At 61.6% G+C, this 13,636-nt stretch carries 13 protein-coding genes; 8 read left to right on the top strand and 5 right to left on the bottom strand.

Going from position 1 to position 13,636, the window contains the following annotated elements; genetic code table 11:
• Positions 1–3: 3 nt before the first annotated feature.
• Positions 4–180 (top strand): hypothetical protein, encoded by a 177-nt coding sequence (locus ATE48_RS19750; protein WP_228126878.1) that lies wholly within the window; start codon positions 4–6, stop codon positions 178–180.
• 68 nt (positions 181–248) lie between these two features.
• On the top strand, positions 249–629 hold the full coding sequence (locus ATE48_RS09435; protein WP_066770584.1) for a YdgH/BhsA/McbA family protein: 381 nt from the start codon (positions 249–251) through the stop codon (positions 627–629).
• Here the strand turns inward: ATE48_RS09435 and ATE48_RS09430 are convergent.
• Positions 626–1,153 carry a VOC family protein gene (locus ATE48_RS09430; RefSeq protein ID WP_228126877.1) on the bottom strand — a complete coding sequence of 176 codons (528 nt, stop codon included), beginning with the start codon at positions 1,151–1,153 and terminating at the stop codon, positions 626–628. The two genes, ATE48_RS09435 and ATE48_RS09430, sit on opposite strands and share 4 nt — an antisense overlap.
• A 73-nt stretch (positions 1,154–1,226) precedes the next feature.
• Here ATE48_RS09430 and ATE48_RS09425 point away from each other — a divergent pair, with 73 nt between their 5' ends.
• Positions 1,227–3,248, top strand: coding sequence for an ATP-dependent helicase (locus tag ATE48_RS09425; RefSeq protein WP_066770581.1), 2,022 nt, complete (start codon positions 1,227–1,229; stop codon positions 3,246–3,248).
• Here ATE48_RS09425 and ATE48_RS09420 read toward each other — a convergent pair.
• Genes ATE48_RS09420 through ATE48_RS09405 form a run of 4 tightly spaced genes read right to left on the bottom strand, consistent with a single transcriptional unit; the run spans position 3,241 to position 7,846 of the window.
• Positions 3,241–4,038: a DUF1295 domain-containing protein gene (locus ATE48_RS09420; protein ID WP_066770579.1), complete on the bottom strand. Its 798-nt coding sequence runs from the start codon at positions 4,036–4,038 to the stop codon at positions 3,241–3,243. The genes ATE48_RS09425 and ATE48_RS09420 overlap by 8 nt on opposite strands.
• A 58-nt stretch (positions 4,039–4,096) precedes the next feature.
• Positions 4,097–5,419, bottom strand: coding sequence for an omega-aminotransferase AptA (gene aptA, locus ATE48_RS09415; protein ID WP_066770576.1), 1,323 nt, complete (start codon positions 5,417–5,419; stop codon positions 4,097–4,099).
• A gap of 42 nt (positions 5,420–5,461) precedes the next feature.
• Entirely contained in the window at positions 5,462–5,713 is a 252-nt protein-coding gene (locus tag ATE48_RS09410; protein WP_066770573.1) for a YdcH family protein, read from the bottom strand.
• A 9-nt stretch (positions 5,714–5,722) separates the two neighbouring features.
• Positions 5,723–7,846, bottom strand: coding sequence for a penicillin acylase family protein (locus ATE48_RS09405; RefSeq protein ID WP_066770570.1), 2,124 nt, complete (start codon positions 7,844–7,846; stop codon positions 5,723–5,725).
• Positions 7,847–7,894: 48 nt separating this feature from the next.
• Between ATE48_RS09405 and ATE48_RS09400 the strand changes: the two genes are divergently transcribed.
• The 5 genes from ATE48_RS09400 to ATE48_RS09380 all read left to right on the top strand — a co-directional run bounded on the left by ATE48_RS09400 (position 7,895) and on the right by ATE48_RS09380 (position 13,635).
• The gene (locus tag ATE48_RS09400) at positions 7,895–8,218 is read left to right on the top strand and encodes a hypothetical protein (protein ID WP_066770568.1); all 324 of its coding nucleotides are present in this window, start codon (positions 7,895–7,897) and stop codon (positions 8,216–8,218) included.
• 40 nt (positions 8,219–8,258) lie between these two features.
• Positions 8,259–9,749 carry an aldehyde dehydrogenase gene (locus ATE48_RS09395; protein WP_066770566.1) on the top strand — a complete coding sequence of 497 codons (1,491 nt, stop codon included), beginning with the start codon at positions 8,259–8,261 and terminating at the stop codon, positions 9,747–9,749.
• A complete protein-coding gene (locus ATE48_RS09390; RefSeq protein ID WP_066770564.1) occupies positions 9,746–11,089 on the top strand; it encodes a transaminase in 1,344 nt (447 codons plus the stop codon). Before ATE48_RS09395 ends, ATE48_RS09390 begins: the two co-directional genes overlap by 4 nt.
• Positions 11,086–12,459, top strand: a complete 1,374-nt coding sequence (locus ATE48_RS09385; RefSeq protein WP_066770561.1) for a glutamine synthetase family protein — start codon at positions 11,086–11,088, stop codon at positions 12,457–12,459. Before ATE48_RS09390 ends, ATE48_RS09385 begins: the two co-directional genes overlap by 4 nt.
• Before the next feature lie 69 nt (positions 12,460–12,528).
• Entirely contained in the window at positions 12,529–13,635 is a 1,107-nt protein-coding gene (locus ATE48_RS09380) for an ABC transporter substrate-binding protein (RefSeq protein WP_066770555.1), read from the top strand.
• The last annotated feature ends 1 nt before the right edge of the window (position 13,636 follow it).

Genomic DNA, 13,636 nt, shown 5'->3' with positions numbered 1-13,636 from the left:
CGCTTGTCGCTGAAATCGACGGGGGACGTGATTGGTGAGATCACGCTTTCGATGGGCGTGGCGCGCTTTCGTGAATTCGAGGAGGCGCCTGCGTTGATCGCGCGGGCGGAGGCGTGTGTCCGTGCGGCCAAGCTCGAAGGGCGCGACCGGATCGTCACCGATGCGCAATTGAGCCGCTAGGACGCAGCGTAGATTTGTGATCCTGAAGTCCGAAGCGTGCGTACCAGATTCCAAATTGGGAGATCTGGATGAGAGTGCTTGCGGGTTTGCCATTGGTGCTGGTGTTGGCCGCGTGCGTTGCGCAGGCCCAGACGAATGATCCGGCCCCTGTGGTTGGATTGAATGGCGCCTGGGTTGTCGATCTCTCGACCAGTCCGTCCGAGCCCTACACCAAGCCGATGCAACTGACGCTGAACGCCGATGGCACCGTCGCCGGCTCATTTTATGAGAGCGATATCGAAGTAGGGCGTTGGCGAACGGCGCGTGGACGCACTTGTGTGAGTTTCCGCACGACTGATGGCGTTGGGCCGTATCATACGGCGGCGTGCCTGGTGGGTGATCACGTCGAAGGGCAGACGTGGGCGGAGCACAGGAATTTCCTGTTCAACTGGAACGCGACGCGCAATTAGCCCACTGGCGCGAGCGGCGCGTCCTTGATGCGATCAAGATTGCCGCTGCCGGGGATGAAGAGGGCTTCGATGCGGATGCCGTCTGGATCTTCGAAAAGCGTCGAGTAATAGCCGGGCGCCCAGGGGCCTTCTTCGCCGGTGCGGATGATTTTGGCGCCGAAGGTTTGCATCGATGTGGCGAGCGCGTCGACATCTTCGCGGGAGCGGAGGCGGAAGCAGAAATGATGCAGGCCGATGCGCCATTGGTCGAATGGCGTGTCGCGGTGTTGCGGCTCGGCGTTGCGGATGAGCAGGCCGGTGCGCGCGCCGATGCAGTAGAAGACCTGGCCGGGCACGTCGTATTGAATCGACATGCCGAAGGTTTCGACGAGCAGGTGGTGATAGAATGGTCGCGACGCGGCGACGTCGCGCACCGTGAGCTGGATGTGGGCGATGCCGTTCGGGGAGATCGTCGTTTCATCGCAGACGCGGTCTAGCACCTTATGAAGTTTGCGTTCCGCTTCTTCCCGAACTGGTCCCCTCACAGAGATCCTCCCGTGGCTCCGCTTTAACACTCCCCGCGTTGCGAACAAAGGCAAAACACGCCAGCCTCGCAGCATGTCGCGAATCACGTCGGTTGCGCTGGATGATCTGAACGCTGAGCAGCGTGCGGCGGTGGAGCATGGCTCTGCGCCGTTGCTGGTGATTGCGGGTGCGGGGTCGGGGAAGACGAAGACGTTGTCTTGCCGCGTGGCGCATCTTGTTGCGAATGGCGCCGATCCGTCGCGCATTCTGTTGCTGACGTTTTCGCGGCGGGCGGCGAGTGAGATGATTGCGCGCGTCGGCAAGGTGATGGCCGGCGATGTGCGTATTCCGTGGGCCGGGACGTTTCACGCGATTGGCGCGCGGCTGTTGCGGGAACTGGCGCCAGTGATCGGCATCGATCCGGAGTTCACCATCCACGATCGCAGCGATAGCGCCGATCTGATGAGCATGGTGCGCCAGGAGCTTGGCGTCGCGACGGGCGCGAAAAGGTTTCCGATGAAGGGGACGTGCCTCGCGATTTATTCGCGCGTCGTGAATGCGGATGAGTCGATCGACGATGCGGTGGTGGCGCAGTTTCCATGGTGCCGCGAGTGGACCGCGGAGCTGAAGACGCTGTTCGGCGCGTATGTCGAAGCCAAACAGAAGCAGAACGTGTTGGATTACGACGATCTGCTTTGGCTCTGGGCCGAGGCCATGAATGAGCCGGCGCTCGCGGCCGAAGTTGGCGCGCGGTTCGAGCACGTTCTGGTCGATGAATATCAAGACACGAACAAGCTGCAGGCGCGCATTCTGTTGGCGATGAAGCCGGATGGGCGCGGCGTGACTGTGGTCGGCGATGATGCGCAGTCGATCTATTCGTTCCGCGCGGCGGATGTGCGCAATATTCTGGAGTTTCCGAAAGCGTTTACGCCGGAGGCGCGGCTGGTGACGCTGGAGCAGAACTATCGCTCGACGTCACCGATCTTGGATGCGTCGAACGCGGTAATCGATCTGGCGAAGGAGCGCTTCACCAAAAATCTGCGCACGACACGCAGCGGCGGAACGGCGCCGAAGCTGGTGAGCGTGCGTGATGAGGCGGCGCAGGCGAGTTACATCGCCGAGAGCGTGCTTGAGGCGCGCGAGCGCGGGCTGACTTTGATGCAGCAGGCGATCCTCTTTCGCGCGGCGGATTTTTCGGCCCCGGTGGAGCTGGAGCTGGCGAAGCGCGACATTCCGTTCGTGAAATTCGGTGGCCTGAAGTTTCTTGAAGCGGCGCATGTGAAGGATTTTCTGGCGATCCTCCGTTGGGCGCAGAATGGCGGCGATCGGATCGCGGGATTTCGTACGTTGCAGCTCGTGCCGGGGGTTGGGCCCGCGAAGGCGGCGCGCATTCTGGATGCGGTGGATGAGTTCGGCCCCTATGGCGCGGTGCGCAACACTGCGCCGCCAGCGGGCGCGGCTGAGGCGTGGGATGCGTTGAAAGAAATGCTTGCCGCGATGGAGAAGACGCCGGCCTGGCCAAGCGATCTTGATTTGGCGGCGCGTTGGTACACGCCGATGATGAACGAGCGCTATGACGACGCCCGCGTGCGCGCTGGTGACATCGATCAATTGCAGCGCATCGGTGCGACGTTTGGCGGGCGCACCAGTTTCTTGACCGAGCTCACGCTCGATCCGCCGAACTCGACGAGCGATGAGAGTGGCAAGTCATCGAAGGACGACGACTATCTGATCTTGTCGACGATCCATTCGGCCAAGGGGCAGGAATGGAAGAATGTGTTCGTGTTGAATGTGGTTGATGGCTGCATGCCGTCCGATCTCGGCACGGGATCGACGGCGGCGTTGGAAGAGGAGCGGCGGCTGCTCTACGTGGCGATGACGCGCGCGAAGGATGAGCTGCATCTCATCACGCCGCAGCGGTTCTATCACACGCAGCAATCGCGCGGCGGCGACAAGCACGTGTATGCGATCAAATCGCGCTTCTTGCCTGAATATGTGTGCTCTAAGTTTCAGCAGACGGCATGGGCGCCGGAGCCTGCGCCCGGCGAAGCTGGTGCGAACGGGCCGTTGCCGAAGATCGATCTTGCTGCGAAGGCGCGCTCTCGGTTCAGCTGATCTTCGGCGGCATCGGAATGTAGGCGCTGGTGCGTCTTTTGTAGGCTTCGTAATCGGGACGCGTGCGTTGCAGGTGCGGTTCTGTTGTGGGGCCGCCGCTGACGCGCGTGAGTAGGAACGTGAGCAGGAGCGGGCCGGCGATGCTCCAAAGACCCATCCCGGCGTCGAGCGCGATCAGCCACATGCCCCACCACGCGACCATGTCGCCGAAATAGTTTGGATGACGTGAGTAGCGCCAGAGGCCTTGGTCCATGACCTTGCCTTTGTTGGCGTCGAGCGATTTGAAGTGTGCGAGCTGCGCGTCAGCGATGCCCTCGTAAACGAGGCCGGCGATCGCGAGCCAAATGCCGATGTGGCCGAATGCGCCGAGTTCAGTGGCTTGCGAAATCGGGCCGAGCTGCGCGGGAAGTGCGACGATGAATTGCAACACGAGTTGCGGCGCGAACACCCAGAGCAGCGAGAACAGCGCGAAGTTGAGGCCATGTTTTTCTTTGGCGCGCTTGGCCAACTTCTCGTAGCGGCGATCCTTGCCGTGATTGGACCAGCGCCAGAAGAGATAGATGCCGAGGCGTAGGCCCCAAGCCGTGGCTAAGAAGAGAAGCGCGAAGGCGTGCGGTCCTGGATCGATGATTTGAACGAAGGTCGACCAGGCGAGGACGACGACGCCGAGCGCCCACCAGCTATCGATGTAGCTTGGATCTTTCAGGGGGATACTGATGAGCCAAAGCGCTGTGAAGCAGACGGCCGTGACGATGAGATTGTTGAGCAGGATCGGAAGCGCTTCGGTCATGCGCGAGGTTTAGTCGCCGTTCGTTCGATAGTGCAAGTGTGGGTTTTAGCACTTAGCGCTAAGCAACGCTCTTCAGCGCCGTGCGAACGGTCTCGGCAATCTGATCGATTTGGCTCTTTTCGATGATGAGTGGCGGCGAGAAGGCGAGGATGTCGCCTGTCACTCGGATGAGCACGCCGGCGTCGAAGCATTTGCGGAACACTTCGAGCCCGCGCTGTGTCGCGGCGCCTGGCCGAGGCTCAAGTTCGATGCCGCCGATCAGACCGAGATTGCGAACGTCGATGACGTGCGGCGCGTCACAGAGCGAATGCATCGCGTCTTCCCAATAGGGCGCAAGTTCGGCGGCGCGTTCAAAGAGGCGCTCTTCTCTATAGGTATCGAGTGTTGCGAGGCCGGCGGCGCAGGCGAGCGGATGGCCGCTTGTGGTGTAGCCGTGAAAGAGTTCGATCGGCGTGTCTGCATTGGCAAGGATAGTATCGTAGATTTCGCGCGAGGCGGCGACAGCGCCCATTGGCACTGCGGCGTTGGTGATCGCTTTGGCCATGGTGAGGAGATCGGGCTTCACCTCGAAGAAGTCCGCCGCAAACGGCGCGCCAAGGCGGCCGAAGCCGGTAATAACTTCATCGAAGATGAGCAGGATGTCGTGCTTGGTGCAGAGTTCGCGCAGGCGCTTTAAGTAGCCCTTCGGCGGCATGATCACGCCGGTGGAGCCGGCGACGGGCTCGACGATCACGGCGGCGATGGTGCTTGCGTCATGGAGTTGCACGATGCGTTCGAGCGCGTCGGCGAATTCAGCGCCGTGCGACGGCTCACCGCGTGAGAAGGCGTTGCGCGCGATGTCGAGCGTGTGCGGCAGGTGATCGATGCCAGCCAGCATGGGGCCATAGGTCATGCGATTACGCACGATGCCGCCGACGCTGATGCCGCCAAAGTTCGTGCCGTGATAGCCGCGCTCGCGGCCAATGAGCCGATACTTGCCGGGCTTGCCGCGTGCTTTCTGGAAGGCGAGCGCGATTTTCAGCGCGGTGTCGGCGCTCTCACTGCCGCTATTGGTGAAGAAGACGCGGTCGAGGTTTGTCGGGAGAATTTCGCCGAGGCGGTTGGCGAATTCGAACGCGGCTGGGTGACCCAAGTTGAAGTTGGTCGCGTAGTCGAGTTCGGCGGCGGCGCGTTGAATAGCTTCAACGATGCGTTTGCGGCCGTGGCCGGCTGCGCAGCACCAAAGACCCGCCGTGCCGTCGAGGATCGCGCGACCGTCGGGCGAATAATAGTGCATGCCCTCGGCGCGGACGACCATTCGCGGATCGGCTTTGAATGCCCGGTTCGGCGTGAACGGCATCCAGAAGGAATCAAGCGAGTTGGGGCGTGGTGTGTCAGGCATGGCGTATTGTGAGCCTGCGCCGTGGGCGCCCGCAAGAGCGAGTTATTGCTCGGCGGCGCTGATGTGCCGCGCAACGTCGTCGAGGATGCTGAGACGCTGCTTGCGGAGAGCGGTCAGATAGTCATCCGAGGCGGCGGTCACGCCGTTTTCGATATTGTGAATCTCGCGCCAAATTTGATGGTTGAGTTCGAGTAGCGATTTGAAAGCCGGGTCGGACACCTTCAGGTTATGAATGGTTTGTCCGTGGCCAGCGAATTCTTGCTCCAGGGCGTGGTCGAGATGTTCTGTTTGCATGCGCCGAAATTAGCGCGTTTGCCCCGGCTGGTTTTGATCGGGCGCAATCAGGTCGATTGATCGCCATTCACGGCGGGAGAACATTTCGGATTGGTCGTTGAAATGCGGGCTCTCGGGGCGGTCACTGGCGCCCCATTGAATTATGACGCGAGTGCTGAGCGTTTGGTCGGGCGCCCAATCCATCACCATCATGAAGCCATCGCCGAAATCCGCGACGGCGCGGCCGTCTTGATCGTCGTGCCAGCGAATGGCGCGGAGGACGTCAGGCGCGCCTTCGAGCGGCAGATCCACATCTCCGCGACGGAGGCGCAGGAGGTCTCCAAGCGGAGGATCAATGCGGCCGAAGGTGGCGCGAAGACGTTGAGCGGCGCCGCGTGCAGCATCTACGGGTGTTGGCGGCGGCGTGTTGGCGCGCTGGGCGTTGTAAATCGGCTGATAGATGAGGCCCGCAAGCGCAGCCGCCGGGCTATCGTTGGCGGCGCGTCGATCCCAGGTGCGGAGGAAATTTTGAATCTCCGTGAGTTCTGCGTCGCCGCTCGCGTCGGTCGCCAGAATTTCATTGATGGCCGCGACTGTGGCCGAACGTTCGCTTGAGGTGAGGTCGAATTTCGCGTCGAGCAATTGCTCATCGCTGATGCGTGCGAGAGGTGAGAGAATCTCCACGGCGCGATAGCCGCGATTGGTGACGTAGGTTTCGATTGCAGGCGCGGCGGCGGGAAAATCTTCCGGGCTGATATTGGCTGTTTGGTCGGTGACGTACCATGGTGCGCCGTTGGTGCTGGCGAGCCAGCCCGAGCGCGGATTGATCAATTCCGGCGCGTCGACGCGATCATCCATCGCCCAAATGTTGGCGCTGGTGTCTCCCGGAACGCAGCCTGACCAATCGTAGCCTTCAGCGCGGCGCGGAATGATGGCGTTATAGAGATAGCCGATGCGGCCTGTGTTGTCGGCGTACATGAAGTTGAACGAGGGGATGGCGCGCATGGCCATGGCTTCGCGCCATTGTTCGTAGTTCTGGGCGCGGCCCATGCGGTAGAATTGTTCGAGCGCCCGCAGCTCGCCGGCGCCGGCGTAGCGAACCGCGACCCAGCCGTCGGCAGTCTCAAATGCTGGCCCGTGCTCGGTGAAGCGCAATGTACGCGGTACCGGGACGGTGATCGGCCCCATCTTCACCCAGAGCCAGATTTGTCGCCTGCGGAAGCGGCGCCATTCACCGTCGAAGTAATATTGGCCGCGATGTGCGTTGTCGGTGGTGAGACGATAGATGTCGACGAGGTCCGGTAGGTTGACGGTGGCGGCAAAGCCGAGAGCGCCATTGGTACCAAGCACTGGGAATGGCGAACCGGGAAAGAGGCCGCCATGCATGCGCCAGCCGGTGTCGCTTTCGATGCCGGCCTCATACCAGGCGACGGGACCGGCCCAGGGTTGGTGTGAGTTGACGATCAGGCGCGTGTGACCGTCCGCGCTTCGTGTTGGAGCGACGGCGAATGCGTTGGAGCCCCAATCGATGGATTCAGCGGAGGCGGTTTGCGCTGAACAAGGGTGGCCGTTTTCGTTGGCGACCATGCCGAGCGTGCGTTCGAAACCCCAGAACAGCGGGACGGTTAGTGCAGAACCGGCGACGACGTCGCGGCCGGTGATGTTGCGCGCGTCAGGCAGCACTTCGTCGGGGTGTTCGGCGGCGTAGGCGTTGAGACCAGCGGCGTAGGCTTCGACGATGGCGCGAAATTCGGGAGAAAGATCGCTCTCGTAGCGCGCGTCGACCGACTCTTTGATGTCGAGCAAATTCCAAAGGAAATCCGATTTGGCGCCTTCTTCGCCAAGATGCGCGCCGAGGCGTCCGCGTCCCATGAGGACGCTGATCTGAATGGTGGCGAAATTGTCTTCCGCGTGCGCCAGCGCCATGCCGTAAGCGACCTCGGGGTCGTCGGCGCCGTGGACGTTGGGGACGCCGTACGTGTCGCGCGTGATGGTCGGCTGGAAATCGCGGGCCGGTGGCGGCGCTGGCGGTGGGCCGCAGCTTGCGGCGAAGGCCAAGAAAGCTATCGCGACGTACCCAAGTTTCATGTTCGTATTACCGCCTTTGAGGCCTGGATAGACCAGCTCGCGCGTGAGCGGAAGAAACCGCTTCAAACTAGCGCCGCCCTCCGTTAGGGGAGGCGCACGCATTCGAGGGCCAACATGAGCTTTGCTGAAGTCACGATCCTGAAGGGCAAGTCTGGCGCGGAGTACACCTTCATGGTCGTCTCGCGGCGGACGACATTTAAGCCGAAGCCGGGCGTCTTCGTGATCGGCAAGTCGCTCGAGCCGCAGCGTTTCTCATTTTGCTATGTTGGGCAGTCGCCGGATCTTTCGGTGCGGCCGCTGGCGCCGGCGAAGACCGAGTGCTTCAACCGCTTCGGCGCTGACCTCATTTTCGTTCTGGAAGAACTCGACGCGGCCAAGCGGGCGCAGATGGTGACGGACATCGTTCAGGCCTACGCGCCCTCGTGCAACACGCCGTAAGGCGCTTCATGCCAGCGTGCTTCTAGGCTAAGACGCCGCCATGACACTGCAACAAAATCTCGACCGCGCACGCGGCATCAAATTTCCCACGAACGCCGTTATCGACGGCAAACTCGTTCCCGCGCGAAGCGGCAAGACATTCGACAATGTCGGGCCGCGCGACGGCAAGATCGTCAGCAAGGTTGCCGCTTGCGAAGCCGGTGACATCGACACTGCGGTGAACGCCGCGCGCGCGGCGTTTGAGGATGGCCGCTGGCGCAATAAGCATCCGCGCGAAAAGAAGAAGATCATGTTCAAGCTCGCGGAGCTGATGGAGCGTGATCTCGAAGAGCTGGCGTTTCTTGAAACGCTGGATATGGGCAAGCCGATCCGCGACACCCTGAGCGTTGATATTCCAACGGCGATCAATTCGATCCGTTGGTACGCGGAAGCGCTCGACAAAGTTTATGGCGAGGTGGCGACAACGCCGTCCGACCGTTTGAGCTATATCGTGCGCGAGCCGCTCGGCGTAGTCGGCGCCATCGTGCCGTGGAATTTTCCGCTGCACATGGCGTGCTGGAAGGTGGCGCCGGCGCTGGCGACCGGAAACTCCATCGTGCTGAAGCCGGCCGAGCAATCGCCATCGACCGCGCTGAAGCTGGGAGCGCTTGCGCTAGAGGCGGGCGTTCCGTCGGGCGTGCTCAATGTTGTGCCTGGGTATGGGGACACGGCGGGCCAAGCATTGGCGCGCCACATGGATGTTGACCTCATCGCGTTCACGGGCTCGGGCGAAGTTGGCCGCAAGCTGATGACGTATGCGGGTGAGAGCAATCTGAAACGCGTTGCGTTGGAGTTGGGCGGCAAGAGTCCGCAGATAGTTTTTGCCGACGCGGAAGATCTCGATGCTGCGGCCGACGCAGCGGCTTGGGGCATCTTCTTCAATCAGGGCGAGATCTGTAACGCCGCGTCGCGTTTGTTGGTCGAAGCTTCGATCAAGGATGAGTTCCTGGACCGGGTGCTGAAGCGCGCCAAGCAATACACGCCGGGTGATCCGCTTGATCCGGCGAGTGTCGCCGGCGCTTTGGTGAGCGAAGGCCAGATGAAGCGCGTTCTGGGCTACATCGACACGGCGCGTAAGGAAGGGGCGAATCTCGCGCTGGGTGGAAAGCGCGTGCGTGAAGAGAGCGGCGGCTTCTACGTGGAGCCGACGGTGTTTCATCGCATGGACAATACGCACACCTTGGCGCGCGAAGAGGTGTTTGGGCCGGTGTTGGGGGTGCTTGCCTTCACGAACGAAGACGATGCGGTGCGGATTGCCAACGACACCGTCTACGGACTGGCCTCCGGCCTTTGGACAGCGAACATCTCGCGCGCGCACCGCGTGGCGCGGAAGCTGCGAACAGGACTGGTGTGGATCAATGGCTGGGATGCTTGCGATATCACCGTGCCGTTCGGCGGCGCGAAGCAATCGGGTTTTGGGCGCGATCGCTCGTTGCATGCGCTAGAGAAGTACACTGAGCTCAAGGGAATTTCGGTTACGTATAAGCCGTGAGTCTCGCGAATCTCATCACGCGTGAAACGCAGCGTTATCTCGACACGCATCCCAAGGCGTCAGCCGAGGCGGCGCGGCTCAAAGAACATTGGCTCTTTGGGGCGCCGTTCCATTGGATGAATGATTGGGCGACGCCGTCTGCGATGATCGCGGAAGACGGTGAGGGCGCAGTGCTCACCGATATAGACGGCAGCACCTATGACGATTTTTGTCTGGGCGACACGCCGGGGATGTTCGGTCATGCGCGCCCTGAAATTGCGCGCGCGATCGCCGAGCAGGCGCGGCGTGGCGCGACGTTCATGTTGCCGACGGCGGAAGCGGCCGAAGTGGGCGAATTGTTGGCGGAGCGGTTTGGGTTGCCGTTCTGGCAAACGACATTGTCTGCCTCCGACGCAAACCGTGCGATGATACGCTGGGCGCGGGCGGTGACGGGGAAGTCCGTGATCGTTGTGTTCGACGGCTGTTATCACGGCATGGTCGAGGATTGCTTCGTTGAGTTGCGCCATGGGCGTACGCGGCCGGATGCGGGGCTGATCGGCCAAGTGTTCGACATGACACGCACAACGCGCGCCATTCCGTTCAACGACATCGGTGCGCTGGAGTCGGCGCTGGCGATGGGCGATGTCGCGGCAATCCTGGCTGAGCCGGCGATGACGAATTGCGGGATGATTTTGCCGGAGGCGAATTTCTGGAAGCGCGCTCAGGCGTTGGCGAAGAAAGCTGGCGCGCTGCTGGTGCTGGACGAGACGCACACGTTGTCGAGCGGGCCAGGCGGGGCGACGAAAGCGTGGGCACTGGCGCCGGATGCGCTGGTGATCGGCAAGGCGATCGCTGGCGGGTTTCCGGCGGCGGTGTGGGGCGTGAGCGCGGAGCTCGGGGAGAAGATTGCAGCAGCGCCGCGGGGGCCGGGTCGCTCTGGCATCGGCACTACGCTCGCGGGCAACGCGATGGGGGTGGCGGCGATCGGGGCGACGCTGCGGGAGGTGGCGACGCGCGAGGCGTTCGATGCGATGCTTGCGGGAGCGAGCGATCTTGTGAGCAAGCTGCGCGGCGTGATCGCGAAGCGATCATTACCGTGGTGCGTGGTGCATGTTGGCGCGCGCGCCGAGATCGTGTTCGCGCCGGAGCCGCCGCGCGATGCTGCGGCTATGCGACCAGCGCTTGCGCAAAGCGATCTGAACCACGCGCTGCACCTCTATTTGATCAATCGCGGCATACTGATCGCGCCATTTCACATGATGATGCTGGTTTGCCCCGCCACGACGACGCAACAGATTGACCGGCTCGTCGCGGCGGTCGATAGCTTTGCGGACGAATACGCCAAAGAAGCTGCTGCATGACCATTGCCAATCCGAAGGAAGTCAAAGCCTTCCTCGACAAGCATCCTGAAATTCAGTTTTTCGAGATTGTGTTCACCAACCTCGCCGGTGTGCCGCGCGGCAAGCGATTGCGCCGGCATGAGATCGAGGCCGTGTATGAGAACGGCCGCTTCTTGCCGGGCTCGATCCTGGTGAACGACATCACCGGTCAGGATGTCGAGGCGACGGGGCTGGTCTGGGAAGATGGCGACGCGGATCGCGTGGCGCGGCCGATTGCTGGACGGATCACGCCGGCGCCGTGGCTCGGAGCTGACGTTGCGCAAGTGCCAATGACGATGTATGAGCTGAACGGTCAGCCGCACGATCTCGACCCGCGCCATGTGTTGCAGCGTGTGATCGATCGGTTCGCGGCGGATGGGTTCGTGCCTGTCGTTGCCTGCGAGCTTGAATATTATCTGGTGGACGCGCGCCGCACGGCGAACGGCAAGATCCAATTGCCGCCATCGCCGTTTACCGGCGATCGGGCGACGCAACATCAAGTTTACGGTTTGCGTGAAGTGGAGGAGGCGTCGGGCTTCCTGCGCGATCTGTGGGCGGCTGCCGACGCAATGGGCATTCCGCTCGAAGGCGCGATTAGCGAGTACGCTCCGGGTCAATTGGAATTGACACTCAAGCACCACGCTGATGCGCTGCGCGCGGCGGATGATGCAGTGCTCTACAAACGCGCGGCTAAGGGTGTCGCTTTGCGGCATGGGTGTGAGGCGACGTTCATGGCCAAGCCATTTGCGGACCTCGCCGGATCGGGCATGCACCTGCATGTCAGCGTCAATGACAAGGCGGGTAAGAACATTTTTGCGTCCGACAAACCCGAGGGTGAGCCTGTGTTGGCGCACGCGGTTGGCGGCATGAAGGCGTTGCTTGCGGACTCGATGGCGATCTATGCGCCGAACGCAAATTCGTATCGCCGTTTTAAGGCGAATTCCTATGCGCCGGTGGCGCCGACTTGGGGCGTGAACAACCGCACAGTATCCTTCCGGGTGCCGGCAGGTGCGCCGAACACGCGTCACATCGAGCATCGTGTCGCGGGCGCAGATGCGCATCCGGCGTTGGCGCTGGCGGCGTTGCTTGCTGCGGTGCACCATGGGATCTCCAACAAGGTCGATCCGGGTCCTGCCGTCGTCGGCGATGGCTATGCGCAGGCCGAGGGCGGCGAGAAGATCCCGACCAATTGGTTCGCGGCGACCGAACGGTTCGCGCAATCGGCGGTGTTGAAGGACTATTTGGGCGAGCGCTTTGTCCGGATGTATTCGATTGTGAAGCAGGTCGAGCAGGATCGCTTCCAAAGCATGATCCCGGATATTGATTATGACTGGTATTTGCGTGCTTGTTAGCGTCTAGGCGGCGGGCACGCGTGGACTAGATCCCGTCCAGGTGGGCGGCTGAATGAAAGGGCGCAGACTATGGCCAAGGGCAAATATCTCACGGGCGCGTCGCGCCGCTCTCTGCTCCAACAATTCGGGGCCGCCGCGATCGGCATATCGTTCGGTGGCGCACTGACCGCCTGCGCACGTGGCGGCGGTGGGCCGACGGTTAACTTCTATAACTGGGACACCTATATCGGCCCGACCACGCTGGATGATTTCCGCGAGGCGAGCGGCACGTCAGTGAACATGAGCTTGTTCGCGACCAACGATGAATTGTTCGCACGTCTGCGCGCCGGCAATCCGGGCTTTGATGTCATCGTGCCGTCGAACGAGTTCGTCACGCGCATGAGCCAAGCGCAAATGCTGCAAGAGCTGGATCACGCCAAGATCCCGAACATTGCGAACCTGCTGCCGGAATTCCGCGATGCCTCGTTCGATCCGGGCCGCAAATATTCGATGCCTTATACGTGGCTCGTGCTCGGCATCGGCTACAACAAGGAAGCCGTACGCGCAAAGGGCCTGACGGTTCCGGACTCGTGGAAGTATCTGTTCGACGACGCGACGTTCAATCAGAAGATCGCGCTGCTTTCCGAATCCGCCGATCTCATTCGTCTCAGCGCCAAATATCTCGGCCACTCCGTGAATAACATTCCGCAAGAAATGCTGACGCAGATCGAGCAAATGCTGATCCGTCAGAAGCCGCGTGTGAAGCAGTTCCACTCCGATAACGGTCAGGATTTGCTGGCTTCAGGTGAAGTGGACATCGTATTGGAATACAACGGCGACATCGCGCAGCTGATGGCAGGCGACGGCGGCGACAAGTTCGATTTCGTGGTGCCGAAAGAGGGCACGCTGATCAACTCAGATTGCCTCTGTATCCCGACCGGCGCACCGAACGTAGATGGCGCGCATGCCTTCATCAACTATCTGCTCGACGCTGAAGCCGGCAAGAAGATCACGGAAGAAATTCTCTACCCGACGCCTAATGGCGCTGCGCGCGATCTGATGCCGGATACTTACAAGAACAATCCGGTGATCTTCCCGTCAGCTGAACTCATGGCCAAGAGCGAATACGGCGCGTTCGAGGGCGATGAGAAGGCGCGTGAGTACGAAGAAATCTTCACGCGCATCAGCGCCGCGTAAG

The organism is Candidatus Viadribacter manganicus (assembly GCF_001679665.1).
GTDB lineage: Bacteria > Pseudomonadota > Alphaproteobacteria > Caulobacterales > Aquidulcibacteraceae > Vitreimonas > Vitreimonas manganica.
This window is presented reverse-complemented; position numbering and strand designations above follow the sequence as displayed.